Genomic DNA, 25,627 nt, shown 5'->3' with positions numbered 1-25,627 from the left:
ATCCGGCGCAAGATCGCCGGACGGTCTTTCAGCACCCTTGTGCTGTGACCGATGCCCGGTTATGCGGTCGGACGGCCTGCGGCGCGACCGGGCATGAGACGGCGGGCGATGCGGCCGAACGCACGGACTTGCTGTGCAATCACGCCCATGCCGTAGCGGCGCGAACGGCCTTCCGGTGCGGGCAACTGGTCGCGAATGCCGGTCGGCTCGACGGCGTGCTCCCACGAGGCGGTGCGAAACACCATGTCCCACCATGGGAACAGCACGCCGAAGTTACAGCCGTAGCGCGTGCCTTCGTGCCCGTAGCCGATGGCGTGGTGGCGGCGATGGAACGTCGGGCTCACGATCAGGCGTTCCAGTACCCGGCCATACGGCAGGCGGGCATTCACGTGCTGCACGCTTTGCAGGAAGTTGCTCACGGCCACCAGCACGACGTATTGCGCCGGTTGCACGCCGATGAAGAGTGCGATGCCTGCGAAGAATGCGGCTTGCAGTACGTCGTCGAGGAAGTGGTTACGGTCGTCCGACCACAGCGACATCTGCTGCTGGCTGTGGTGGACGGCGTGCAGTTCCCACCAGACGCCGAACCGGTGTTGCCAGCGGTGATACCAGTAGCCCGCGAAGTCGAGCACGATCAGGTAGATCAGGAACGAGGCAAGCGGCTGATCGGTGACGCCGGGGTACAGGCCGTCGAGATCGATGCTCGGCAGGCCGTGGATCACCATCTGGCTTTGCAGCTCGTTGAAGACCGGCTGGAGCACCACGAAGAACAGCAGATTCAGGATGCCGAGCTTGGCGATCCATGTGTAGATCACGTCGGCGCGCACTTGGCGGCGGTCCTGCCACTTCTCGACGGGGCGCAGGGCTTCGAGCGGGCGCAGCAACGCGTACGACACGCCGATTTGCAGCACGCCGATGAGGACGAAGTAGAGCGCGTCGTAAATATCGTCGTCATAGCCCATGAAGTTGAAGTGAAACAGCAACGGCTGGATCACGTCCACGTAGATGAGCGTCTGCACGGCCGAGATGCCGCTGTCGACGAAATTGATGGCTTCCTGAATCATCGGGTGGCCTCGTCAGTCCGGATTCGGGGAGAGTACGGGGGCTCGGTCGGCAAAGAAAATGCCGTGCGGCGAACGGTTCACCGCGATGCGGTCGACCAGTTGGCGTGTGGTCAGATCGATCACGCCGACGTGGCGGGCAAAGCGGAACGTTACCCAAAGATAGCGTTTGTCGGCGGAAAGTTCCATATCGTCCGGGCCCGGCATCAGGCCGGTGATGTCGGCGACTTTGGTGAGCGATTCGTAATCGAGAATGCTGATGGTGCTCTCAACGCGGTTACTCACGGCGATGTGGCGGCCATCGGAGAGCGAGCGGAAGTTGTGCGCGCCGCGTCCGGTCTGGATGCGCTTGATCACCTTCTGCGTGCGCCAGTCGACCACGGCGACATCGTCTTCACCGGTCATGCCGACGAGCAGATATTTATCGCCGGGCGTCATCCACAGGCCGGCGGGGGTTTTGCCGACGTTCATGCGCCACTTGACGGTCTGCGTGGGCAGATCGATGGCGACGAGTTCGCCCGAGTCTTGCAAGGTGACGAAGACCGTCTTGCTATCGGACGAGAAGGTCATGTGGCTGGGCGTCTTGGCCAGCGGAATGCGCTTGGCGACCGTGACGTTTTCGCCGTCGTAGTGATAGAGGTCCACCCGGTCGAGGCGCAGTGCGGCGGTCACGAACCATTTGCGATCGGGCGAAAAGCCGAGCTGGTACGGATCGTCGATGTCTGCGACCTGACGCTGGAGCTTGCCGCTGGACGGGTCGAGGAACATGAGGCTGTTCGAGACCGAGTTGGCGACGATGAGCGAGCGTTTGTCGGGGGTGATCATCAGGTGGTGCGGCTCCTTGCCGGTGGGCATGGTGCCGATGACCTTATGCGTGGCCTGATCGATCAGAGACAGTTGGGCAGCGCCGGAGTCGAGCACGATGACCGTGCTGGCGAAGGCAGGCGAGAGGTGGAAACCACCCACAACCAGGGCCGAGATGGACGCCAGAGCGCGCATGCGGCCGAAAAGCTTGGAAGAAAACACCATGAATGCCGTAGGGTAAGACCAATATGAAGCCGACAACGGTGACGCTCCGCCGGGATGCGGACCGCCGACTTGAGAGGTAAACGCACCACCGGGCCGGCCCGTTGACAAGAAAATGGGACGAAAGGGAATGCGGCAGTGCGAGCTTTCCGACGTTTGTGGACGGCGTGCAGTCGACGGGACGAGCAATGATCTCGCTGATGTATGAAAAATAAACGCTCACATGTGAGCGTTTATTGTGGATAAAGCGACGCATGTGAGCGGTTAGGCGATTTGTCGATCGACGTCGGAACCGTCTGGCAGGTAGGCGACGCTATTAGTGCTCATTTCGACGAAGTGTGATCGTTTTCCGCGCTGGCCGCCGTGACTTCCACCCCATCCCACTGTTCCAGCAACGCCAGCGCCTCGCGCGTCCAGTCCAGCCAGCCTTGTTCATACCTCACGCCGAGCATGAGGATGTGGCGCTGCAACGCCCGCTCCCGCGAAAGGTCGACCCCCGTGGGGAAATCACGGGCTTCGATCGCCCGGTAGGCCGCCAGTTTTTGCGCATGCAATCCTGCACGCCGGCGCAATTCCGGCTGTAGCCCCAACGTCCCCATCGCAGCATCGGCGCGCAGACGCACCATCAGGTCGTCGCGCAGATCCGACGGCTCCGTCGGCGTCGCCGCCCACGCCAGCAACTCGTCCCGCCCGCCATCCACCACCCGATAGACGCGCTTGCGTGTTCGCCCCCCATCCGGCGCGGCCGTCGAGACGATCCACCCAGCCGCCTCCATGCGGGCCAGTTCCCGATAGATCTGCTGATGCGTGGCGTGCCAGAAGAAACCGATCGATTTGTCGAAACGGCGGGCAAGGTCGTACCCCGAAGAGGATTTCTCCAACAGCGAGGTCATTAGGGCGTGGGCGAGCGGCATGCCCGGCAGTGTAGGCACTCTATTCCACCTATGCAACCCGTTGCATAGTGGCCGCCGTCGCCTTAGAATCGCCATCAAACTATGCAACTGGTTGCATAACCGAGATACGCATCGACGTGTCCTATGCTTCCCGGATGCACCCCCAAAACCTGCCGAAAAGCGAGAGAGACAGCGATGAGCGGCTATCCCCACCTGTTGCAACCCCTTGATCTGGGCTTCACCACCTTGCGTAACCGTGTGCTGATGGGCTCGATGCACGTCGGGCTGGAAGAAGCGCGCAACGGTTTCGCCCGGATGGCCGAGTTCTATGCCGAACGCGCACGCGGCGGTGTCGCACTCATGGTCACCGGCGGTATTGCCCCGAACGACGCAGGCCGGCCCTACGCCGGCGGCGCCAAGCTCAGCACGGAAGACGAGTCGGACAAGCATCGCGTCGTGACCGAGGCCGTGCACGCAGCCGGCGGCAAGATCGCCTTGCAGATCCTGCATTTCGGCCGCTATGCCTACCACCCCGATCTCGTCGCGCCGAGCGCGTTGCAGGCGCCCATTACGCCCGCCAAGCCCCGTGAATTGTCGAGTGCGGACGTCGAAGCCACCATCGACGACTTCGTCAACTGCGCCGCGCTGGCGCAGCGCGCAGGTTATGACGGCGTAGAAATCATGGGCTCGGAAGGGTATCTGATCAACGAATTCATCGCCGCACGCACCAATCACCGCACCGACGAATGGGGCGGCAGCTACGAGAACCGCATCCGTTTCCCAGTGGAAATCGTGCGTCGTGTGCGTGAACGCGTGGGCCGCGAGTTCATCATCATCTACCGCTTGTCGATGCTCGATCTGGTCGAGGGCGGCTCCACGTTCGACGAGGTTGCGCGACTGGCCAAAGCGGTCGAAGCCGCAGGCGCCACGTTGATCAATACCGGTATTGGCTGGCATGAAGCGCGCATTCCGACCATCGCCACCAGCGTGCCGCGCGCGGCGTTTGCGTGGGTGACCGGCAAGCTCAAAGGCCACGTCGGCATTCCGCTCATTACGACCAATCGCATCAACATGCCCGATGTGGCCGAGCGCATTCTTTCGGCGGGCGAGGCCGACATGGTGTCGATGGCGCGCCCGTTGCTCGCCGACCCCGAGTTCGTGAACAAGGCCGCTGCCGGGCAGGCCGACGCCATCAATACCTGTATCGGCTGCAATCAGGCGTGTCTCGATCACACGTTCAGCGGCAAGATCACGTCGTGTCTGGTCAATCCGCGTGCCTGCCACGAGACGGAGTTGCGCATCGAGCCGGCCGGGCGCGCGCGTCGCGTTGCCGTCGTCGGTGCCGGACCGGCCGGGCTTGCCGCCGCCACGGTCGCTGCCCGGCGGGGGCATGACGTCACGCTCATCGAGGCCGATGCCGAGATCGGCGGCCAGTTCAACATGGCCAAGCGTGTCCCCGGCAAGGAAGAGTTCTACGAGACGCTGCGATACTTCCGCCATGAACTGGCGGCGACCGGCGTCAAGGTCCAGTTGAACACCCGCGCCAGCGTCGATTCGCTTACCGCAGGCCGCTACGACGACGTCGTGCTGGCCACCGGCGTCGTGCCGCGCACCCCGGAGATCGAAGGCATCGATCATCCGAAGGTGCTCAGCTATATCGATGTGCTGCGTGGTGTGCGTGGTGGCGCGTCGGTCGGCAAGACGGTGGCGGTACTCGGCGCCGGCGGTATCGGTTTCGACGTGGCGGAGTTTCTGACGCAATCCGGCGAAAGCGCCACGCTGGTGCCCGAGAAGTTCTACGCGGAATGGGGCATCGACCCGACCTACGCCCACGCGGGCGGTCTGCGCGCCCCTGCGCTGGAAGCCTCGCCGCGCAAGGTCTATCTCATGCAGCGCAAGACATCGAAGGTCGGCGACGGGCTGGGGAAGACGACCGGCTGGATTCACCGCACGTCGCTCAAGCATCGCGGTGTGGAAATGATCCCCGGTGTGACTTACCAGCGCATCGACGATGAAGGCCTCCATGTGACGCTGGACGGGCTGCCGCACGTGCTGCCGGTCGACAATGTCGTGCTGTGCACTGGCCAAGAGCCGCTGCGCGAGCTGGAAGCGGGTCTGAAAGCGGCAGGTGCCCGCGTTCATGTGATCGGCGGTGCCGACGTGGCCGCCGAGCTCGATGCCAAGCGTGCCATCAAGCAGGGGACCGAGCTGGCCGTGGATCTGTGATCGACGATCTGGGTGTCCGGCAATTTGGGATGTCTCCCCGACGGTGAAACGCACTATGAGACAATGCGCCGTCTCGCTGAATGCCCCGTTCCGGGGCGTTCGCGGCGTCAACGCGTGAACGCCGTGTGCCGGGCGTGCCTTGTCGCCGTCAGCCGTTTGGCCGCTGTCACGGCTCGCCGCCAGTGACAGTTTCAAGGGGAGTACGTACCGTTTGGCCGACGGTGTGATCGTGAATGAAGCGTAATTTACCGTCTGCCTCGCCACTGACGGGCCGTCTGCGGTTGCAGAATCTGGCCATCGTCTTTGTCGTTATCGTGCTTTGCGCCGGGCTGCTGACCTTAGCCTGGCGGTCGTATCAACGTGCCAGCGATGCCGCCCAGGGTTTCGACGCGCTGCGTGCCACGCTTCTGGCGATGGAGAAGGCGTCTGCCGAACGCGGGCCTGCCAATGCGGTACTGGGTGCCGACCTGCCGTTGCCGCAGGAGGCCGTCACCGCCCTGAGAACCGCGCGCGAGGCCACGAACTCCCAACTCGATCGACTCCTTTACGTGCTCTCGTCCGACCACTGCGAGCGCTGCGGCGCCAGTTTGCGCGCGGTGGAGAAAGCGCGGCTGGATCTCGCGGCGGCCAGCGCCAACGTCGACCTGCTGGTGCAGCGTCCGCGCGAGATGCGCAGCGACGCCGCTGTGCGAGACGCCGTCGATCGCATGATTCGCGTGATCGCCGATTTCACACCAGTTGCTTCCACCCGAATCGATATCGTTGCGCGCGGCGCCCCCGAGGCCCTGCACTACATCATTCTTGCCCGTCTGGCGGCCGATCTGCGCGAATACGCCGGGCAACTCGGCTCCCAATTCACCGCGTCGCTCACCACCGGTCAAACGCTGACCGAGGCCGATCAGCGCGCCATGGAGCGGATTCTCGGTCGCATCGAACAACTGCGCGAGATGATCACGTCTCGTCTGTCTGATCCGTCGGAGCTGCCCGCAGGCATCGTCTCGGCGCTCAATTCCCAGTACTTCGGTGCCGGCCTGCATTACGTCGCGACGGTACGGACATTGGCGAGTCAGCCGAAACCCGCGCCGTTTTCGACGGCAACGTTCGCCCGCCAGTACGTCCCGACGATGCGCTCGATCACCGACTTTCGCGATGCCATGCTGACGCTGGCGCAGGAGAAGGTCGACGCCCGGCGTACCTCGGCGTTGCACTTGCTGATCGCGACCGCTGTGGCCGAGATTGCCGTGGTGCTGTTGATCTATCTGGTCATGCGCAACTTCCGGCGCAATGTCGTCTATCCGCTGGAGACCGCGGCAGGCGTCATCGACGCGCTAGCCAAGGGCGATCCGCATCTGGCGGTGGTCGGCGAAGAGCTCTCGATGCATCGCCCGGAAGTTCGCACGATGTTCAAGGCGTTGCGCATTCTGCAACTCAGCGGCATCGAGTTGATGCAACTGCGTCGCGAGCGCGCACGGTTGGTCGGCGAACTGGAAATGCTCTCCGACACCGACCCGCTCACACGATTGCTGAACTGGCGTGCCTTCGAGCGGCATGCGCGAGCGTTATGCGCCATCCCCGCGCCGGGGCGCGTGGCGCTGATCAAGTTCGATATCGATAACTTCACCCAGATCAACGCCACATGGGGGCACCATGTCGGCGACGATGTGCTGCGCCGCGTGAGTGCGGTGTGTCTGAATACCTGTCAGCCGGGCGACGTCGTAGGGCGTTTGGGCGCCGACGCGTTTATCGTGCTCGCGCGCGTGCTCGACGAATCGCGTGCGCAGCAATTCGCCGAACTGCTGCGCGGACGTATCGAAGCCAGTACGTTGCCGCTAGGCGACGGCGAGGTGTTGACCGTCTCGGCGAGCTTCGGTATTGCCATGGCCGAACCGGCGACGGACGACATTGATTCCGTCGGTGAACGTGCCGTCGTGTCGTCGGCGGTGGCGGACATCTCCGCATTGCTCAGCCAGGCCGAACGCCAACTGCGTGCGGCCCGGCTGGCAGGGGCGGGCGCTTAGGGCCACTCAGGCGTTGCGGTGCCCAGCGCCATGGCGGGCAGCGCCCAATCGACCGGTGTCCCGGCAATCGTCATCGGTGTTGCTACCCGACGTACCGGGCCCCACGATGTATCTTCAATCCGCGGTGACAAATCGTCGGCAGTCTCGTCGGCGAGTGGCGGCAGGGGTGTTTCCGTACGGTGCGTCACCAGCAGGCGCGCGGTGCGCGCCAGCGACGCGCGAATCGTCACCCCGAGCCCTTGCGTCTGACGCATCGCCAGCGCACGCACGGCGGCCGCTGCCATCAGATATCCCGTCGCATAGTCGATCCCTTGCCCGGGCAGAGGCACCGGGCGCGCCGCGTTGGCGGCTTTCATGCCCGCATCCGCAATGCCCGCACTCATCTGCAACAGACTGTCGTAGCCCCGGCGCGCGTGCCAGGGCCCTTGCCAGCCGTAGGCATCCAGCGAAACATCGATCAATCCCGGGTTGAGCTCACGCCGGCGTGCGGCACCCAGTCCGAGATTTTCCAGCGCATCGGGCCGATAGCCGTGGACGACGATGTCGGCGTCGCGCAGCAACGCCTCCAGCGTGGCGCGACCGTCCGCCTGCTTCAGATCCAGTCGCGCACAGCGCTTGCCCAGAACCACTTCCGGCACCGTGCCCGGCTCATCCCAGCCGAACGGATCGATGCGCAGTACCTGCGCGCCGAAGCCCGCGAGAAAACGTGTGGCAGTCGGCCCGGCCAGAATGCGTGTGAGGTCCAGCACGCGAATCCCGGAGAGCGGACGGCCCGCGAACGGTCGCCATGCGCCGGTGCGCGTCGTCGTTGCTCCCGCGTCAAACGTCTGCCAGTGCAGCAGCGGTTCTGCCGCCACGGCCAGACCTTGCGGATGGGCATCCCATTGCGCGAGCGTTCGCATGGCGGCAGCGCAGCCACCGTTGGCGACGACTTGCGCTTCCAGCGCATCGCCTTGCCATGTGGACACGGCCTGCGTCACGGCATCGCGTTCTCCCGGCACGCCGAGCACAGCGAGCGCGGCAGCACGGTGATGCGGGGCGTTGGTGTGCAGCCGAATCCAGCCATCGGCGGTTCGGTAGTCGCCCGCGATCGGGTCCCACAGGGGCGACGACGCCCAACCCTGCGCCCGGAACGACGTCTGAAACCAGAACGAGGCAAGACGCCGATCGACATTCACGGCAGGCAGTGCGACGTCGCTCGCAAGACCATAGTTGCCCGCTTCACCTGTGCCGAGCGCTGCAACCGCGAGACTCGCCGTGGCGATGGCAGCGGTCGCGAAATCGGTGAACGGAAACGCACAAGGCAATGCGCCATGACCGCTGAGCGTGAGCGATGGGGTGGCGAGCGAAGGCAACGACGCGCCCTGATCGACTGCACGAAGCATCTCGCGCAAGTAGTTGACGACAAAGGTGGAATCTTCGGCGAGCGATACGGCATCGGGGCGCCGGGTGGCGCCATGTCCGCTGGATTCGGTAACACGCATGAGGAAGTCCTCGAGTGAATCGATGGAAACATCGCATGAGTCGCGATGCGAGACTGCCGGCGGATTGAAGCTTATGCCGATGGATTTTATTGTCAATATTGATTAACTTAGTCAATCTATTGCGAATTCATCTGTGAAGTGATGTCTTCAAAAAAATTGCTAAGTCATTGATGTCATGACAAATTATTTCACTGCGAAGCAAGCTGCCGAGCACTTGGGCGTGTCGTTGCAAACGCTCTACGCCTATGTGAGCCGGGGGCTGCTGCATGCCGAACCGGGCAAGACACATCGCGAACGGCGTTACCGCGTCGTAGACGTTGAGCGACTTGCCGCACAGCGCACGCGCGGACGGAAACCGAAAGAGGTCGCCAAAGCGGCTTTGGACTGGGGCACGCCCGTGCTCGAATCGGCGATCACGTTGATCGAAGACGGCCGCTGCTATTACCGGGGACGTGATGCGCTGACGATGGCGCAAACGGCGACCGTCGAAGCCACGGCAGCGTGGTTATGGCAATGCGGCGAGGCGACGGCGTTTGGTGAGGGTGGCTTGCCAAAGGCGTCCGAATGGCCCGTGTTGACGTTGGAGAGCTACCGGGACCGACGCGCCGAAGCCGCGCTGCTGCCGTGCTTTACCGTTGCCAGTGACGATGCGCCGACGGCGATCTGGCAGCGCGACCCCACACGCGTTGCGCAGGGCAGCGGCGCGCTGTTGCGCTTGATGACGGCATGTCTGTTGGGTACGGCACCAAGCACTGCGCCGATTCACGAGCAGTGCGCAAGCGCCTGGGGGATCGACGATGCCGAGGGCGCTGATCTGATTCGCATGGCGCTCGTGCTGTGCGCCGATCACGAGTTGAATGCGTCGAGTTTCACGGCGCGATGTGTGGCGTCGACCGGCGCCAGTCTGCGTGCATCGGTGATCGCCGGGCTCGCGGCGCTCACCGGCACGCGTCACGGCGGCACGACGGCGCGCAACGAGGCGATGTGGGAGGAGGTCGGCGAAGTCGATATCGCGGCACGCATGAGCGCGCGACTGGCGCGCGGCGAGAAGTTGCCCGGCTTCGGCCATCACCTCTATCCGGCAGGTGACGTGCGCGCGAGTGCGATGCTTGCACGCGTGCTGCCCGCGCATCCGGCATGGCAAACCATCATCGACACCGCCGACGCGCTGCTGGGCCAGCGGCCATCGCTCGATTTCGCACTCGTGGCGGTGCGTCGGCATTTGCAACTGCCGCTGGGCGCAGCGTTCGGCCTGTTCGCGCTAGGCCGCACGATCGGCTGGATTGCCCACGCCCTTGAGCAACGCGAGAGCACGCGCCTGATTCGACCCCGCGCTGCTTACGTCGGTGCGCCGCCTTCGCACGGCGACTGACGCCGCATGATCGGCAGCACCGAGATCACTGCGGCACGGACGTGCGCTGACGCTTGAAGATCACCCGGTCGACGGCCCAGACGACTGCCATCGTCACGCCCATCAGCGGGAACACGCACCCCAGTACCCACATGCTGAGCGTCCAGCCGCGCATGGGCGGACGCGTCTGACTGCGTGACGGTGCCCCCAGCGAGCGTGCGGGCCGCCGGATCCACCACATCGCCGCCCCCGTTGCCGCCATCGCAAAAAGCCCCATCGAGATCAGCGCACACAGCCACTGGTTGGCCGCGCCGAAATACCGTCCCATGTGCAGCGAGGTGCCGTACGAGATTGCTTGAGCGACGCCGCCGTAGGCGTCGTAATCGATGTCGTTCAGCACTTTTCCGCTGTACTGATCGATGTGCAGCGTGCGCTCCACGCGTGGGTCGGCGGGGAAGTACGACACCGTATAGACGCCGTCGGGGCGTGACGGCACTACAAGGCTGTAGCCGCTGGCGACGCCGTTGCGTGCGGCGATATCGATGACGCGATCGATCGGCAGTGCGCCCTCGGCGCGCAGTTGTGTCGGTGACATGCCCATCGCGCCCATGCCTTCGTGACCCGCATGACCTTCGTGCCCGGCGTGGCCTTCATGGCCCATGGGCGCAGACGTCGGCACGTTCGTATCGCCGACCGCCCATGGCATTTGCGCGAGCGGAAGATCGTCCATCTTCATCGGCCGGGCGGGAATTTGCGAGCGCACCGGTGCTTCGCCCCAAGCGCCGGGTGGCGAGCCCATGCCCGCTTGCGTCGCCAGCGCCTTGAACTGCTTGCCCCACGAGCCCGACCATGGCAGGCCCGTCAGCACGAATGCGAGCCCACCCGCCGCGAGCCACAAGCCCGCAACACCGTGCAGATTCCGCAGCAGCGGGCGACCGCGCAACTGCAAGCGAGGACGCAACGCATTGGCCCATGAGGTGCCACCGCGCGGCCACCAGAGCGCGACGCCGGTCGCCAGCATCACGAGTGTCCAGCAGCCGGCGAGCTCCATGAGCAATTCGCCCGGCTTGCCCAGCATGAGCGATCGATGCAACTGACGCACCTGTGCCATCAACCGGTTCTGCACGCTCAGCGTGCCGAGCACAGTGCCCGTGTACGGATTGACGTAGACGCTTTCGCGCTCGCCGCCGGGCAGTTTAAAAATGAATTCCGCACTGCGTGCCGGGTCGCGATTGACCTCCACCGAACTGATTTGCGCGCCCGTTGGCAACGACGCGGCGGCACGTTCCATCAGCGTTTGTTGGGCCAGTTGCGGTGTGTTCTGTGCGGCGACGATCAAACGGTCGTGATACAGCCACGACTCGATTTGCGGCTGGAAGACATACAGCGTGCCGGTGATCGCCAGCACCATGAGCCATGGCATGACGAACAGGCCCGCGTAGAAATGCCAGCGCCAGAGGGTGCGATATTGACCGGCCGCGCCGGCCGATTGCGCTTCTCGCGCCGGAGTGTAGGGAACTTGCATGAGTCGATTCCGAGACGATTGTGTGAGCTAACGCCGGTCTGTCGCGCCATGCGGCGACACCGGGCGTAGCAAGGGAACGACGCACCGCCACCGTCATCGGGGGAGGGTCGTTCGTGAGGCAATCTCAGGAAAAGACGGGCGGGGCGCGCGCAGGCGGCGCAAAGGCGAGGCGGGAGGCAGAGGGCGTGACGACGACAGCGGGGCCGGCGCGTGCAATCCACGCGAACGACAGTGCCCCCGTCAGGGCAGGCAGCGTGAGCGGCGGATGATTCGCGAGCAACGAGCAATAGCCGCAAACATCGCCTTGATCGGCGTGTGAAGCGTGCGACGCATGTGTGGCGTGACTGGCCGGGTCGTGATGGGCTGTGCCGGATACGCCGTCGGTTGCCTGCGTACGTGAGAACAGCACAACACTTTGTGTCTTGCCGTCAACCGTACAGAACGCGGCATCGATGGGCCGCTCAGCGGCGGCGCGATGTGCCGCGAGCACCTGACTGATCGCAGGCACGCAGATAGCGAGCCACATGGCGGCGAGGCCGAGCCATGCGCATAAGCGTCTGCGTGAGGTGCGGGTCATCGGACTCGGTCGAGGGCTAGAGGGGTATTGCGCGGCGCCCGACTCCGGGGGGCCGCAAGAAGCGTGAATGCTATCACGAGACTCAGAGCAAACCTGCGGTCAGCGCCTTGAGTGTGGCGGCAGCACGCGTGGAGCAATCGAGCTTGCGAAAGATGCTTTCCACGTGCGTGCGCACCGTGCTCGGGCTTAATGCCAACGCGCGCGCGGCCTCCTTGTTGCTCATGCCGGTACTGATCTGGCGCAGCACTTCAACTTCGCGCGGCGAGAGCAGCGAACCGGTCGTCGATGGCGCAGGACGTACCGCTGCCTGACCTTCTTTACCTTCTGCCACGGCGATGACGGCTTGCGCCACCGCCGCATCGAATTTGCCCGCGCTCGCATCGGCTGTCAGTAAGCGCGCGGCGGCGTCGACCGAATAGGCGGGGCGCCATGGCCGCACCGCACAAAGCGCTTCGAAGGCAACGGTCGTGGCAAGCACGCGAGCCGGCGCGCTCAACGCGTCGCCCGACACGCCCCGGAAGTAGCCATTTCCGTCCAGACGCTCGTAGGCGTGTGAAGCGAGATCGGCCGCCGTTCGCAAGCCCTCGATCTGCTTGGCCGCCCGTGCGCTCCAGTACGGCACCAGACGCACCTGTTCCCACTGATCGGCGGAGAGTTTGCCCGGCGTGTCCCAAAGCCGGTTCGGCAGGGCGGCGCGCCCGATACCGTGCAACAAGGCTGCCGCGTCGAGTTGCGCCTGCACGTCGCCGCTCATGCCGAGACACTGTGCGGTACGTGTCGCGAGCCCGGCCACGCGGCGAGAGAAACCCGCCATCCACGGCAATTTGAGCTCGGTGACGTCGGCGAGCAGGCTTAGCGGCACGCGCGCGGTCGATGCCGGGTCGGCGAGTTGCCACGCGGCGGTATCGGGTTCGGACGCCTCCAGCGCATCGAGCCACTGATCGGCGTGGCGAAGTGCCAGATCCACCAGCTTGCCGGGGTACTTGGCGTCTGCCTGACTGCGCAGGAACGCGTAAGCGTGTTCGCGACCATGCGCCCGCGAGAGGATTTCCAGATCGCTGGCGACGTTGACGATGAAGACGGTAGATGGGATGGCATCGCCAAGGCGCCCGGCTGGCATGCCCTTGCCGTCGAAGCGTTCGAATATCTGGCGCAAGGCGTCGACCACCGGTGCGGGCATGCCAAGCGTGACCGCCACGTCGCCCGAAATCTCGCAATGGATCAATGCCAACGGCACGATCAGCGATTGCGTGTGGGCACTGAGCGGCGGCAGCGTCTGCGCCATCATCGCTTCGCGCGAAGCGACATCGTCGCCGAGCAGTTCGGCAAACCCGCTCGCGTTGGCCGTGCAGCCGGACCAGCGCAGCAGCGCTGTTGCCCGTGCGTCGTTCTGTGCCGCTGTCGTGTCGCCCGAGGCGTCGGCCAGCCAACCGGCCAGACAGGCGGCGCGGCGCGAGTGGTCCGTTGAACGGCCCATGCTCAGGTCGCCGATGAAGGCGAGCGCGAGAACGGCATCGGTGAGTCCCGCGGTGCTCGAAGACATGATTTGTGAGTGGGGGCAGGCGAGGTGGCGGGGGTGAAGGCAGGGGCTTGGCGACGTTGCTCGCATCGGACAATCGTCCGATACCGGGCGGACCGCCGCGCGACGACACTGGCAACCAGTCGAGCCAACGTCGTGGTTCGTTCCCCTGATCAAAGGAGTTTTCGATGAAACGCCATTCTATCGCAGCCCTCTTGCTGAGCACCGGCCTGATGGGCCTCGCAGGTGTCGTCGTCCCGGCCAGCGCTGCCGAGACCCAACCGTCCGTCGTGATCGTGCACGGCGCGTTCGCCGACGGTTCGGACTGGGCCAAGGTCGTTGCCCTGTTGCAGGACAAGGGCGTCAAGGTTACCGCCGTACAGAACCCGCTCGATTCGCTGGCGGGCGACGTTGCCGCCGCCACGCGCGCTATCGACAACCAACCCGGCAAAGTCGTGCTGGTCGGCCATTCGTGGGGTGGCGCCGTGATTACCGAGGCAGGCAAGGACGCCAAGGTTGCCAGCCTCGTCTACGTCGCGGCATTCGCGCCGGACGCCGGTGAGTCGGTCGCCACGCTGGGCGAGACGCTGCCCAAGGCGCCGGGCACCGACCACATCACCGCCGATGCCAGCGGCTGGCTTAGCCTGCCCCCGGCAGACGTGGCGAAATACTTCGCACAGGACGTGCCGGTCAAGCAAGCGAACGTCATGGCCGCCACGCAGGGGCCGATCAAAGCGACGGCATTCGGCGAAAAAGTGAGCGTCGCGTCGTGGCATCAGAAGCCGTCGTGGTTCGTCATCAGCCAGAACGATCGCATGATCGCGCCTGATGCGCAGCGCGCCATGGCCAAGCGTATCGGGGCGAAGGTGACGGAGGTGCCGTCCAGTCACGTGCCGCAGCAATCGCGTCCCGCCGATGTGGCCAAGGTCATTCTCGACGCCGTGGCCAGCGTGAAGTAAGGTGCCAGACGGGCTTTTTTGAATTCGTATGTGTCGTCGGTAACGGCAGATACATTCGGACATAAATGGCCCGGCGGGGCCGGATATAACTCTGATCAGGCGTCCGGGACGCATCCCGATAGCCCTTTCCGGGGGCTCTCCCGAACGATGCGCCGGACGCCCCCGACACCCAACTCAGAGAGGACATCACTCATGTCGAATCCGGTCAACCTTCGCCGTCGTCGCATTCTCGGTACCACCCTTGCGGGCATGACGCTCGCCGACCTCGGTCTCAGCAATCTGGCCCGCGCACAAACGCCGTCGCTTTCCGGCGCGCTGGCGGGCGGGCACACCTCGTTCGACGCCATTCGTCAGATCGACGCCGGTGATCTGAACGTCGGCTATGCCGAAGCGGGTCCGAAGGATGGCAAGGTGGTGATTCTGCTGCACGGTTGGCCGTACGACATCTACAGCTATGTGGACGTTGCCCCGTTGCTGGCGGCGGCCGGCTATCGCGTGATCGTGCCGTACCTGCGGGGTTACGGTTCCACGCGTCTGCTGTCGGCGGCGACACCGCGCAACGGTCAGCAGGCGGTCGTCGCGGCAGACGTCATTGCCCTCATGGACGCGCTGAAAATCGATCAGGCGGTGCTTGGCGGTTACGACTGGGGCGCGCGCACGGCCAATATCGTTGCTGCGATCTGGCCCGAGCGTGTGAAGGCGCTGGTGTCCGTGAGCGGTTATCTGATCGGCAGCCAGGAGGCCAATCGCCAGCCGTTGCCGCCACAGGCCGAACTGCAATGGTGGTACCAGTACTACTTCGCCACCGAGCGTGGTGCCAAGGGCTATGCGGAGAACACCGACGCATTCAACAAGCTGATCTGGCAGACCGCATCGCCGCAGTGGCATTTCGACGATGCAACCTATGCGCGTTCGGCGGCGTCGTTCCGCAACCCCGACCACGTCGCGATCGTGATCCACAACTACCGGTGGCGGCTGGGGCTGGCGAAGGGCGAGGCGCGTTTTGATGCGCTCGAGCAACGTCTGGCAGGCGCCCCGGTCATCACCGTGCCGACGATCACGCTGGAAGGCGAGGCCAATGGCGCACCGCATCCGCCGCCCGCCGCTTACGCCAAGAAGTTCACCGGCAAGTACCTGCACCGCGATATTGGCAATGGCGTGGGCCATAACTTGCCGCAGGAAGCGCCCAAAGCCTTTGCCGACGCCATTCTGGAGGTCGTGACGCTCTGATCGGCGTGATGTGACCGGTGGTTGCATCCGAATGGGGATCCGGCACGTATGTATGGGCATCCACACCATGCCCCGACGACCATGCCCGATCTCCAACTCTCCAGTCGATCCCGGCGGCGGCAGTCCGACGCGAAGGTGCTATATTTCCGGAAACCAACACGTCACGGCGATTCCGTTCGCCCTCACGACATGACTGACATACCAGGGACCACTGGACGGCCAGGCGATGTCGAGACGTCCCGCGCCGGGGCGTCTGACCCACAAGATGTGCGGCGCGAGCACCTGAACCAGACGCTGTTAAAGGTCGGGCAGGGCAGTCAGGAGGCGTTCGGCGAGTTGTACAAGCTGACGTCGTCCCACCTGTTTGGCGTGATCCTGCGCATGGTTCGCGAGCAGGCAGAAGCCGAAGACATGCTTCAGGACGTGTTCGTCACCGTCTGGCGACGCGCCGACGCGTATGACGCGACCCGTGGCAACGCGATGACTTGGCTGATCGCCCTGGCGCGCAACCGGACGATCGACCGTCTGCGCCAACACCGCGAGGCCGCGCTCGATGACGAGCAGGCCATCGAAATTCCCGACGACAACCCCAGCCCCGCAGCCCTTGCCGAAGCGAGCGAAGATCGCCAGCGGCTGGAGTCGTGCATGGAAAAGCTCGAGGGCAAGCAACGCGCCGCCGTGCGCGAGGCCTTTTTCAGCGGTGCAACGTATAGCGAACTGGCGGCGCATCTGAGCGTGCCGCTCGGCACGTTGAAAAGCTGGATTCGCCGCAGTCTGATGCAGTTGAAAGTGTGCCTCGAACAATGAATACGCCGATCAACCGCGATGACGAAGTGCGCTGCGCAGAGTACGCGCTGGGTGTTCTCGACCTGGACGAGCGCCGTGCGCTGGAGCAGGCCGCAAACGCCGACCCGCAACTGCAAGCCGTGCTGGAGCGCTGGCAGCAATACTTTGCGCCCCTCGTCGAAGACTTGCCGCCGCAAGCGGTGCCGCCGCGTGTCTGGCTGCGTATCCGGAGCGATCTGGGCTTCCGAATCGATCAGGCCGCCAATCAAACCGGCAATCAAAGCGCTAATCGTCCGGCCAGCGAAAGCTGGTGGAACAACCTGGCGCTCTGGCGCTGGGTAGGTGCCGGTGCGAGCGTTGCGGCACTGGCATTGCTGGCGGTGAATCTAACGACCCATGTCGGCCCGCAAGCCCCGAGCGCGACGGTGGCCAGCACCTATATGGTGGCGACGCTGGCGCGTGCCGATGGCGTGGCGCACTGGACGGCGACCGTCGACGTCCAGAACGCCCGCATGGTGGTGGTACCCGCCGACAAGCCGGCCATCGCCGCCGACCGCGCGACCGAACTCTGGCTGATTCCGCCGAACGCGAAACCGATTCCGCTGGGCGTCTTCGCGTCAGATCAACCGGCGTCCATGGCGCTGCCGCCGGCCATCCTCGCGCAGATCGACACGAAGGCGGTCTTCGCCGTCTCGATCGAGCCACCGGGCGGATCACCGACCGGCCAGCCGACCGGTCCGGTGGTGGCGACCGGCGCGATCCATCCGGCTTGATGCCGGGTGGGGCCGCCGGTGGCTGCCGTCAGGTTTGCCACTGCTGCAACGCGAAATCGTTGCGAATGAGTTTGCCGTTCAGCAGGAAGCGTTTGACCCCGTCGAGAATCTGAATTCCCGAGGCGGGCAGGGGATCGGCCGGATAGTTGGAGATCGGATGCGAGATCCGGATCGCGTCCTCCGCGATGCCGCTCGTTTGCTTGTGGAAGTTGAAATACGCCTGCGGGTCGCGGTCGATATCGGCGAGCGCAGCACGCCGGGCGCGGTTCCACGCGGCGGGCAACTGCGGTGCGCGAGCCAGCACGTCGTTCGACGCTACGATGACTGACGACCCCAGCAACTCCGGGTGGTCGTTGGCGCGGTCGATCACTGGATAGCCTGCCGCGGCCAGTGTCGGCCCGAGATCCGATTGCGCCGCATACGCCCCCAATGAGCCGTGTTCCAGCGCTGCACCGGCGTCGCGGCCGAGCATGTGAACCACGCGCGTGCGCCCCGTGAGGCCTGCGCCATCGAGCACACCGAGCAGATACCGGTGGATGTAAGAGCCCAGCGGCACGCCGATTGACTTGCCTTCCAGTTCCTTGATGCTCTTGACGCCACCGCGCGGTGTCAGCAGCCAACTCGCCAGCCCGATTTCCTCAAAGCCGATCAGGCGCCCCTTGAGCCCCTGTGAGCGTGCGACGACCGCAGGCGTGTCGCCGTAGATGCCCACGTCTAGCGTGCCAGAGAAGAACGCTTCGTTGAGATCGGGGCCGTTCTGGAACATGTCGAACCGCACTTCCGTGAAGCCGAGCGGGGCCAGTTCGCGCAGCAAGTAACCGCGTGAGAGCGCATACCCGGTGGGTGCCGCCGGCGCCCGTGCCGGGCCGATCACGCCGAAGCGCAGCGTCTTGCCGTTGTTGGTCGCGGCGCGTGCGGTACCGCCAGCGAGCAGCAGGCCACTGGCGAGCGCGCCTTTGAGCAGGGCGCGACGCGTGGTGGAGACCGCCTCGTGGGCGGTCAGATCATCGGTTTGCGAGTCCGTCAGCAAGACCGGGGAGAGCTTGTTTTGCGTCATCAATGTGCCTTCGTCAACAGAACATAACTGGCGTCGAGCGCCGCCGTAGAGCGCCGCCCCGGCCCCCAGCCGACCGCATCGCGGTAGCTGCCCCACAGCGACTCTTTCAGCACGCTCGCCTCGTCGGCCGTGATGTGCCGGTCGGCGTGGGCGGCGACAAACAGCGCGTCTTCCGGGCAATACAGTTCGCACATGAAGCATGTCTGGCAGTCGTCGGGCCGGGCAATTTGCGGAATACCGTCCTTCACCGCGTCGAACACGTTCGTCGGGCAGGCGCGCACGCAGATGTTGCAGCCGGTGCAGCGCGCTTCGTTCACGATTTCGATCATGCGAACACTCCGTCGTTTTCCGGGGTGAGAACCGCTGACTTCACCGCTTGCCGGCGCACCCAGATGTCATCGAGACCGCCGCTGATGAGGCGGTGATGCTGGCCGTCGTCGGTGGCGGCATAGTCGACGCGGCGATGCATGCCGCGCGTCTCGGTTCGTTGCTGCGCCGAGCGGTACATCCAGCGCGCCGTCGCCACCATGGCTGCGGCCTCGCGGGCGCGCACGGCTTCGGCTGCCGTTTGCGCCGGGGCACTCGCGCGCAGTTGTGCCCACAGCGTGTCGAGCCGCCCGAGCGAGTCTTCGAGCCCGTCGGCACTGCGCCACCAGTTGCGCTCATACGGAAACACTTCGTCTTGCACCGCTTTCACGATGTGCTCGCTGTCGATGCGGGCATGCGCCGAGGTGGTTTGAAGGGCAACGGTGCCCGCGTGATACAGCGTGCCCGGGGTCGCGTCGCGATTCGCCCGGGCGTGACCGGCGGCACCGGCCCCTGCCCAGAAGCCCGACGACATTGCCCATGCCGCGTTGTGACTGCCGCCCCCGGTAAATCCACCGCAAATCAGTTCGCGCGTGGCCGCGTCGCCTGCGGCATAGAGTCCGGCAACGGAGGTCGCGCAGTCGTTGCCCGTGACGTTCAGGCCGCCCGTGCCGCGCACGGTGCCTTCCAATCGCAAGGTCACCGGGAAATGCTGCGTGAAAGGATCGATACCCAGCCGATCAAAGGGCAGGAAGAAGTTGGGCTGGGCGGTGCGCATCCACGCACGAATCTGTTCATCGGCCAGATCGAGGCAACCGAACACCTTGCGCGTCTGGAGTTCGCGGGCAATGACGCCGCGCCCGCGCGCCGAGCCCGCACCGTCGATCTTCACGCCGTCTTCGTCGTAGAACGTCGCCCACTTGTAGAACATCGACTTGGTGACCGACGCGAACGCCGGCCCGAGCCCGTAGGCGTTCGAGAATTCCATGCCGGAGAGCTCGGCCCCGGCTTCGGCGGCCATCAGTTGGCCGTCGCCGGTGAGGACGTTGCAGCCCAGCGCCCGGCTCAGGAACGCACAGCCGCCAGTGGCGATGACGACGGCGCCAGCGCGAACGCGCCACGTCTCGCCGGTCTGACGGTTCACGCCCGCCGCGCCCGCGACGGCGCCGTCATCGTTCACAAGCAGTTCGAGGGCAGGGCTGTGATCGAGAATGCGCGCACCGGCTTCCTTCACGCGCTTGCGCTTCAGACGCATGTACTCAGGCCCTTGTACCGAGGTGCGCTGTTCTTCGCCGAATTCATCGACCGGAAACGGATAACCCCATTGCGCCAGTTGCTGAACATTGGTCCATGTCTGTTCAAGCACGCGGTCCATCCAGACGGATTCGGCCAGTTGCCCGCCCATCTCGAAGCGACTCGCCTTGGCCCGTTCGCGGGCGTCACCCGTCGGCGGCACATACCAAACCGCGGTCCCTGACGGCGCTGTCGCCCCGGACGTGCCGCAGTAGCCCTTGTCGGCCAGCACCACGCGCGCCCCGTTGGCCGCCGCGCTGATGGCGGCCCACGTCCCGGCGGGGCCGCCGCCAATCACCAGCACGTCGGCGTCGAGACGCTTGCCGACGAAGGCATCGGACACCGCATTTGCGGGTTTTCTCACCTGCGCATTGGTTTCACTCATTGGCACCACCTCCTGATGATCACTATTCGAAACGCGGGACGGCACCCGTCCCGCATGAATTTCCATATGCCGATTCGTCACTTGGCAGGCGCGCGAAACGGGGTAATGTGGTCAATTCCCCGCATCACCGCACCCCTCGATTCCTCTCTCTATCAGCCAGTGGCGACATGGAAGCACCTGCACCCGACGCACTTGATACGCCCCCCACGACCGACCCTCACGCCGCACCGTGCTACGCCAATGCCGGTCAGCGAATCGCCCTTCAGGCGGCGAGCCATTTGCCGTTGCAGTCGAGCGGGCGCGACCTGACGGCGCAACAGCGCGACATCGTCTGGACCGCGTTTCGCAACAACGCCGGCCTGCGCAACTGGCCTGACGACGTGCTCGAAGCGCTTGTCTGCGCGGGCCATCTGCGGACCTATCCCGATGGCACGCTCATCTACGGCGCGGGCGAGGCCTGCCCGGACATTCACGTCATCCTCAGCGGCGTGCTCGAATGGGAGTGGTCGAGCCCCGAGGGCGGACGTGCTGTCGAAGACTTCATCCCGCCCGGCGAGGTCGCCAACTTCATTGCCGTCCTGACCGGCGAAACCTCAGTCCACAATCAGCGGGCGCGGGGTCTCACGCGGCTGTTTCATATCCCTGCCCATACGCTCCATACCCAACTGGCGCGCGACCCGACGCTCACGGCCACGTTGCTGCGCCTGATTGCCGGGCGTGCACGCGGGCTTCACGACCGACTGGGGCGGCATAGCCTGACTCCGTTCCGCACGCGTCTTGCCTATCAGTTGCTCGCGCTGGCCAAGCGCTATGGCGTGCCCGAGACGGCTGATACCCACGGCGGGGCTGGCGGTATCGCGCTCAGCCTGCGGTTGTCGCAGGAAGACCTCGCGGCACTGCTGATGGCCTCGCGCCAGTACCTCAATCGCGAATTCCGCTGGTTTCTGGACCGGCACATCGTGCGGATTCGGTACGGGCGCATCACGCTGCTCGATCTGGCGCAACTGCGCGCCATCAGTGAGGGCGTCGATGAAGGTCATTCTGGGCGCGATGACGCGTAACGATCTGTCACCAAGCCGACAGTCCTTCGCGTGATTTCTGCTACGCAAAGCACCGATTCGACTTTGCGGTGGCCATGAGCGACCGATGGGCCGGGGCGGCCGAATGGTGCGGGCAAAGGGCTCACGGCTTATGCCTGAGCGCCATAACCTTGTCTGATTTGCTTCGTTGACCGCGACAGCGCGGCACCGCTACTTTCGGGCTTCTCTGCACACATCCCGCACGCCCTTGAGGACGCCCTCCGCCATGCGTTTTGCCCATTCCTTCCTGCACACGCTGCACAAGCTCGCGCCTTCGCATCTGATCCAACGTTTCAAACCGTCCGGTATTCGTCGACACGCGCTACGCCTGTTGTTGGTGGGCCTGTCGTTTGCCACCGCAGTGCCTGCGGCGCACGCGGAAGGCCGTATCCGTATTGCCGAGCAATTCGGTATCGTCTATCTGTTGCTCAATGTGGTACGCGATCAGCAGCTCATCGAGCAGGAGGGCCGCAAGCTGGGCGTGGACGTCAAGGTCGACTGGGCGAAGCTTTCGGGCGGGGCCGCCATCAACGACGCTTTGCTCTCGGGCGCGATCGATATCGCTGGGGCCGGTGTCGGGCCGCTCATCACCGTCTGGGACCGGACGTATGGCCGCCAGAACGTGAAGGGCGTGGCGTCGCTGGGCAGCCTGCCGTACTACCTCATCAGCAACAATCCGAAGGTGCGCACGATCGCCGACTTCACCGAGAAGGACCGCATCGCGCTGCCCGCCGTGAGCGTCTCGGTCCAGTCGCGCGTGCTGCAATACGCGGCAGCCAAACAATGGGGCGACGGGGCATTCGACCGGCTCGACAAGCTCACGCAGACCATGGCGCATCCTGATGCTGCCGCCGCGATCATTGCGGGCGGCACCGAGATCACGGGCCACTTCGGCACACCGCCGTTTCAGGAACAGGAACTGGCCGCCAACCCGAACGCCCACATCGTGCTCGATTCGTACGAGGTGCTCGGCGGCCCGAGTTCGGCCACGGTGCTCTACACGACCGAGAAATACCGCAACGACAACCCCAAGACGTATCGCGCCTTCGTGCTCGCGCTCGCCCGGGCGGCGGACTTCGTCAAACACCAGCCAGAGGCCGCCGCCGATATCTACATCCGGGTGAATCAGGCGAAGACCGACAAGAAGCTGCTGGTGAGCATCATCAAAGACCCGAAGGTCGACTTCTCGATCACGCCGCAAAACACGCTGGGACTGGCGCAGTTCATGCAACGCGTGGGTGCCGTGCGTCACAAGCCGGCGTCGTGGCGTGATTACTTCTTCGCAGAACCCGCGCTGGGGCAAGGGAGCTGAGATGGCGGCGGTGCTTGAGGTTAGCGGCCTCGACATCGAATTTCGCAGCCATGGGCGGCGTGTGCAGGCCGTGAGCGATGTGTCGTTCGATGTCCATGACGGCGATCGCTTCGTGCTGCTCGGGCCGTCGGGCTGCGGCAAATCGACCTTGCTCAAGACGATTGCCGGGTTCGTGAGCCCGACGCGCGGCGAGATTAGGCTCGACGGACAGCGCATCGACAAGCCCGGCATCGACCGCATGGTCGTGTTTCAGGAGTTCGATCAACTGGCGCCGTGGAAGACGGTCGTGCAGAACGTCATGTTTCCGTTGCGCGCGGCGTTGAGGCTTTCCCGGACGGACGCGCGTGAGCGGGCACTGGAGACGCTGGATAAAGTCGGACTCTCGCGCTACGCCAACGCGTTTCCGCACACGCTGTCCGGCGGCATGAAGCAGCGCGTGGCGATTGCCCGCGCGCTCGCGGTGCGCCCGCGTGTGCTGCTCATGGACGAACCGTTCGCCGCGCTCGATGCGCTGACCCGCACCCGCATGCAGGAGGAGCTTCTGCGACTGTGGGACGGCACGCGCGTGACGCTTATCTTCGTCACCCATTCCATTGAAGAGGCCCTGATCGTGGGCAACCGTATTGTCTTGCTCGACGCCCAGCCCGGCCGTCTGCGTGCAGAACTCGATGCGGGTGCGTTCGCGCTCGACGACGTGGGCACACCCGCGTTTCAGCGAGCCGCAACCCGCATTCACGATCTGTTGTTCGGCGAGGATGAGCCCGTGCCGCGCCAGTACGCCAAGGAGGCGTTGTGAGCCAGTTGCCCTCCGAAGTCGTCCGCCTGCGGCCCGCGCAGCGTCAGGAGCGCATTTATCCGCGTACACCGCGTCGTGCCAGCACGCGCGAAGCGGTCGTCGAGACGGCGGCTGAGTCGAACGTCTCCGTCGATACCCAGCCGAACCGTTGGGCGATCCCCGTCTCCGTCTGGCGCAAGCTCGCCATCGGCATCGTGTTGATCGTGCTGTGGGAAGTCGCAGCACGTCTGGTCGACAACGATCTGCTCCTGCCGGGGGCGGGCGCCACGGCCCGCGCGTGGTGGGACGGCTGGGTCAGCGGCGAGCTATTGAGCCGTACCGCCGCGTCGCTATGGGTCTTGCTTCGCGGCTATGCGCTAGGGGTGCTTTGCGCCTTCGCACTGACGTCGCTGGCGATGGCCAGCGCGACCGGGCGTGACCTGCTGGCGCTGCTGACCGGCATGTTCAACCCGTTGCCCTCGATTGCGTTGCTGCCGTTGGCACTGCTGTGGTTTGGGCTGGGCACAGGCAGCCTGCTCTTTGTTCTCGTACACGCGGTACTATGGCCGCTGGCGTTGAGCATCTACACAGGTTTCGAGGCGGTTTCGCCGACGCTGCGCATGATCGGGCGCAACTACGGACTCTCCGGATTGCGGCAGGTGGCGTGGATTCTCACCCCGGCGGCATTGCCCTCGGTACTGTCCGGGCTGCGGGTCGGCTGGGCGTTTGCATGGCGCACGCTGATCGCTGCGGAACTGGTGTTCGGTGCGAATACGGGCGGTGGCGGACTGGGGTGGTACATCTACCAGAACCGCAACGAGCTTTATACCGATCGCGTCTTTGCCGGTTTGCTGACGGTGATCGTGATCGGGCTCATCGTCGAGCATCTCGTATTCGACACGCTGGCGCGCGTGACCGTGCGGCGCTGGGGCATGCAGACGGCGTGAAGTGAGCGCCACGCCCGGCGACCGGTAGCGGCACGCGCATCAATTCGACATTTGATTGCCGTCGACGGCAATTTCAAAAGCAGGAGCATCACTCGTGGCAGCGTTTGATATTGACGACGTCGTTACCTCATTGCACGCCGCACGTGTTCGCTGGCGCGAACGGCAGCGGCGTTTTCTCGAACCCGGCGGGCGCGACCTGCCGTCGCGCGAGCGACTCGCCGACGTTGTCGGGTTGCTCAAGGGCGTACTGTTTCCGATGCGGCTCGGCCCGCTCGAACTCCATCAGCAGGGCGAAAACTACTACGTCGGTCATGCGCTTGCCAGTGCACTGAACGGCTTGGCGGAGCAGGTGCGGCTCGAGTGGCGATACAAGGACAGGCACGACACCGACATCGACGCGACGCTGGTGGAAGAGCGCGCCCATGTGGCGGTTCAGGAGTTTGCACGGCGCCTGCCGCAGATTCGCGAACTGCTCGACTGCGACGTGCTGGCGGCCTATCAGGGGGATCCGGCGGCGGGCAGCGTCGACGAGGTACTGCTGTGCTATCCGGGCATTCTCGCGATGATTCACCATCGTCTCGCGCATGAACTGTACCGGCTCGAACTGCCGCTGCTCGCCCGCATCATTGCCGAGCAGGCGCACTCCGAAACAGGCATCGATATTCACCCGGGCGCACAGATCGGCGCGGGTTTCTTCATCGATCACGGCACGGGTGTGGTGATTGGCGAGACGGCCATTCTGGGCCAGCGCGTACGGGTGTATCAGGCGGTGACGCTCGGTGCCAAGCGCTTCCCGGCGGACGACGACGGCAATCCGCGCAAGGGCCTCGCGCGCCATCCGATTGTGGAAGACAACGTGGTCATCTACGCGGGCGCGACGATTCTCGGTCGTGTGACCATCGGTCAGGGTTCGGTGATCGGCGGGAACGTCTGGCTCACGCAAGACGTGCCGCCGTACAGCAACATCACACAGGCCAAGTCGCGCAGCGAAGCCGGTGCGTCGTCGCGGGACGAGAGCGACCGGCTTTAATCCGGTCGTTGCTGC

Annotated in this window: 22 protein-coding genes; 12 read left to right on the top strand and 10 right to left on the bottom strand. The window is 64.8% G+C overall.

The genetic code is table 11. The features are described 5' to 3' along the window. Positions 1–59 precede the first annotated feature (59 nt). The 3 genes from CDV44_RS16285 to CDV44_RS16275 all read right to left on the bottom strand — a co-directional run bounded on the left by CDV44_RS16285 (position 60) and on the right by CDV44_RS16275 (position 3,001). Positions 60–1,064, bottom strand: a complete 1,005-nt coding sequence (locus tag CDV44_RS16285; RefSeq protein ID WP_087688965.1) for a sterol desaturase family protein — start codon at positions 1,062–1,064, stop codon at positions 60–62. A 12-nt stretch (positions 1,065–1,076) separates the two neighbouring features. Then, positions 1,077–2,090, bottom strand: coding sequence for a beta-propeller fold lactonase family protein (locus CDV44_RS16280; RefSeq protein WP_087688964.1), 1,014 nt, complete (start codon positions 2,088–2,090; stop codon positions 1,077–1,079). A gap of 320 nt (positions 2,091–2,410) precedes the next feature. Beyond that, positions 2,411–3,001, bottom strand: coding sequence for a PadR family transcriptional regulator (locus tag CDV44_RS16275; RefSeq protein ID WP_087688963.1), 591 nt, complete (start codon positions 2,999–3,001; stop codon positions 2,411–2,413). 174 nt (positions 3,002–3,175) lie between these two features. On the opposite strand from CDV44_RS16275, the gene CDV44_RS16270 reads away from it, so the two are divergent. Then, on the top strand, positions 3,176–5,206 hold the full coding sequence (locus CDV44_RS16270) for an NADPH-dependent 2,4-dienoyl-CoA reductase (protein ID WP_087688962.1): 2,031 nt from the start codon (positions 3,176–3,178) through the stop codon (positions 5,204–5,206). 233 nt (positions 5,207–5,439) lie between these two features. Next, complete coding sequence (locus tag CDV44_RS16265; RefSeq protein ID WP_087688961.1) at positions 5,440–7,224, top strand: diguanylate cyclase; 1,785 nt, start codon at positions 5,440–5,442, stop codon at positions 7,222–7,224. On the opposite strand, the gene CDV44_RS16260 is transcribed toward CDV44_RS16265, so the two are convergent. Next, positions 7,221–8,609 (bottom strand): CoA transferase, encoded by a 1,389-nt coding sequence (locus CDV44_RS16260; RefSeq protein WP_087689115.1) that lies wholly within the window; start codon positions 8,607–8,609, stop codon positions 7,221–7,223. The two genes, CDV44_RS16265 and CDV44_RS16260, sit on opposite strands and share 4 nt — an antisense overlap. 274 nt (positions 8,610–8,883) lie before the next feature. Between CDV44_RS16260 and CDV44_RS16255 the strand changes: the two genes are divergently transcribed. Beyond that, entirely contained in the window at positions 8,884–10,080 is a 1,197-nt protein-coding gene (locus CDV44_RS16255; RefSeq protein ID WP_087688960.1) for a citrate synthase family protein, read from the top strand. A gap of 25 nt (positions 10,081–10,105) precedes the next feature. Here CDV44_RS16255 and CDV44_RS16250 read toward each other — a convergent pair whose 3' ends face one another. The 3 genes from CDV44_RS16250 to CDV44_RS16240 all read right to left on the bottom strand — a co-directional run bounded on the left by CDV44_RS16250 (position 10,106) and on the right by CDV44_RS16240 (position 13,704). Next, positions 10,106–11,584 carry a PepSY domain-containing protein gene (locus tag CDV44_RS16250; protein WP_087688959.1) on the bottom strand — a complete coding sequence of 493 codons (1,479 nt, stop codon included), beginning with the start codon at positions 11,582–11,584 and terminating at the stop codon, positions 10,106–10,108. A gap of 124 nt (positions 11,585–11,708) precedes the next feature. After that, complete coding sequence (locus CDV44_RS16245; RefSeq protein ID WP_087688958.1) at positions 11,709–12,161, bottom strand: DUF2946 domain-containing protein; 453 nt, start codon at positions 12,159–12,161, stop codon at positions 11,709–11,711. An 82-nt stretch (positions 12,162–12,243) separates the two neighbouring features. After that, entirely contained in the window at positions 12,244–13,704 is a 1,461-nt protein-coding gene (locus CDV44_RS16240; protein WP_087688957.1) for an HD domain-containing phosphohydrolase, read from the bottom strand. A 164-nt stretch (positions 13,705–13,868) separates the two neighbouring features. Here CDV44_RS16240 and CDV44_RS16235 point away from each other — a divergent pair, with 164 nt between their 5' ends. The 4 genes from CDV44_RS16235 to CDV44_RS16220 all read left to right on the top strand — a co-directional run bounded on the left by CDV44_RS16235 (position 13,869) and on the right by CDV44_RS16220 (position 17,428). Beyond that, the gene (locus tag CDV44_RS16235; protein ID WP_087688956.1) at positions 13,869–14,639 is read left to right on the top strand and encodes an alpha/beta fold hydrolase; all 771 of its coding nucleotides are present in this window, start codon (positions 13,869–13,871) and stop codon (positions 14,637–14,639) included. Positions 14,640–14,831: 192 nt separating this feature from the next. Then, a complete protein-coding gene (locus CDV44_RS16230; RefSeq protein ID WP_087688955.1) occupies positions 14,832–15,869 on the top strand; it encodes an alpha/beta fold hydrolase in 1,038 nt (345 codons plus the stop codon). A gap of 189 nt (positions 15,870–16,058) precedes the next feature. After that, positions 16,059–16,676 carry a sigma-70 family RNA polymerase sigma factor gene (locus CDV44_RS16225; RefSeq protein ID WP_087688954.1) on the top strand — a complete coding sequence of 206 codons (618 nt, stop codon included), beginning with the start codon at positions 16,059–16,061 and terminating at the stop codon, positions 16,674–16,676. Further along, positions 16,673–17,428: an anti-sigma factor domain-containing protein gene (locus CDV44_RS16220; protein ID WP_087688953.1), complete on the top strand. Its 756-nt coding sequence runs from the start codon at positions 16,673–16,675 to the stop codon at positions 17,426–17,428. The genes CDV44_RS16225 and CDV44_RS16220 overlap by 4 nt, the downstream gene beginning before the upstream one ends. 28 nt (positions 17,429–17,456) lie before the next feature. Here CDV44_RS16220 and CDV44_RS16215 read toward each other — a convergent pair whose 3' ends face one another. Genes CDV44_RS16215 through CDV44_RS16205 form a run of 3 tightly spaced genes read right to left on the bottom strand, consistent with a single transcriptional unit; the run spans position 17,457 to position 20,469 of the window. Continuing rightward, positions 17,457–18,485 (bottom strand): ABC transporter substrate-binding protein, encoded by a 1,029-nt coding sequence (locus tag CDV44_RS16215; RefSeq protein WP_140413488.1) that lies wholly within the window; start codon positions 18,483–18,485, stop codon positions 17,457–17,459. After that, positions 18,485–18,814 (bottom strand): ferredoxin family protein, encoded by a 330-nt coding sequence (locus CDV44_RS16210; protein ID WP_087688952.1) that lies wholly within the window; start codon positions 18,812–18,814, stop codon positions 18,485–18,487. The genes CDV44_RS16215 and CDV44_RS16210 overlap by 1 nt, the downstream gene beginning before the upstream one ends. Then, positions 18,811–20,469, bottom strand: coding sequence for an FAD-binding protein (locus CDV44_RS16205; RefSeq protein WP_087688951.1), 1,659 nt, complete (start codon positions 20,467–20,469; stop codon positions 18,811–18,813). Before CDV44_RS16205 ends, CDV44_RS16210 begins: the two co-directional genes overlap by 4 nt. A 167-nt stretch (positions 20,470–20,636) precedes the next feature. Between CDV44_RS16205 and CDV44_RS16200 the strand changes: the two genes are divergently transcribed. The 5 genes from CDV44_RS16200 to epsC all read left to right on the top strand — a co-directional run bounded on the left by CDV44_RS16200 (position 20,637) and on the right by epsC (position 25,612). Further along, positions 20,637–21,530, top strand: coding sequence for a Crp/Fnr family transcriptional regulator (locus tag CDV44_RS16200; protein ID WP_087688950.1), 894 nt, complete (start codon positions 20,637–20,639; stop codon positions 21,528–21,530). A 298-nt stretch (positions 21,531–21,828) separates the two neighbouring features. Further along, the gene (locus CDV44_RS16195; RefSeq protein ID WP_371328781.1) at positions 21,829–22,860 is read left to right on the top strand and encodes an ABC transporter substrate-binding protein; all 1,032 of its coding nucleotides are present in this window, start codon (positions 21,829–21,831) and stop codon (positions 22,858–22,860) included. Between the two features lies 1 nt (position 22,861). Continuing rightward, complete coding sequence (locus CDV44_RS16190; protein ID WP_087688948.1) at positions 22,862–23,656, top strand: ABC transporter ATP-binding protein; 795 nt, start codon at positions 22,862–22,864, stop codon at positions 23,654–23,656. Between the two features lie 53 nt (positions 23,657–23,709). Then, complete coding sequence (locus CDV44_RS16185; protein ID WP_087689113.1) at positions 23,710–24,582, top strand: ABC transporter permease; 873 nt, start codon at positions 23,710–23,712, stop codon at positions 24,580–24,582. A gap of 94 nt (positions 24,583–24,676) precedes the next feature. Then, the gene (gene epsC / locus CDV44_RS16180; protein ID WP_087688947.1) at positions 24,677–25,612 is read left to right on the top strand and encodes a serine O-acetyltransferase EpsC; all 936 of its coding nucleotides are present in this window, start codon (positions 24,677–24,679) and stop codon (positions 25,610–25,612) included. The last annotated feature ends 15 nt before the right edge of the window (positions 25,613–25,627 follow it).

The organism is Pandoraea sp. PE-S2R-1, assembly GCF_002179865.1.
In the GTDB taxonomy this organism is placed as follows: domain Bacteria; phylum Pseudomonadota; class Gammaproteobacteria; order Burkholderiales; family Burkholderiaceae; genus Pandoraea.
This window is presented reverse-complemented; position numbering and strand designations above follow the sequence as displayed.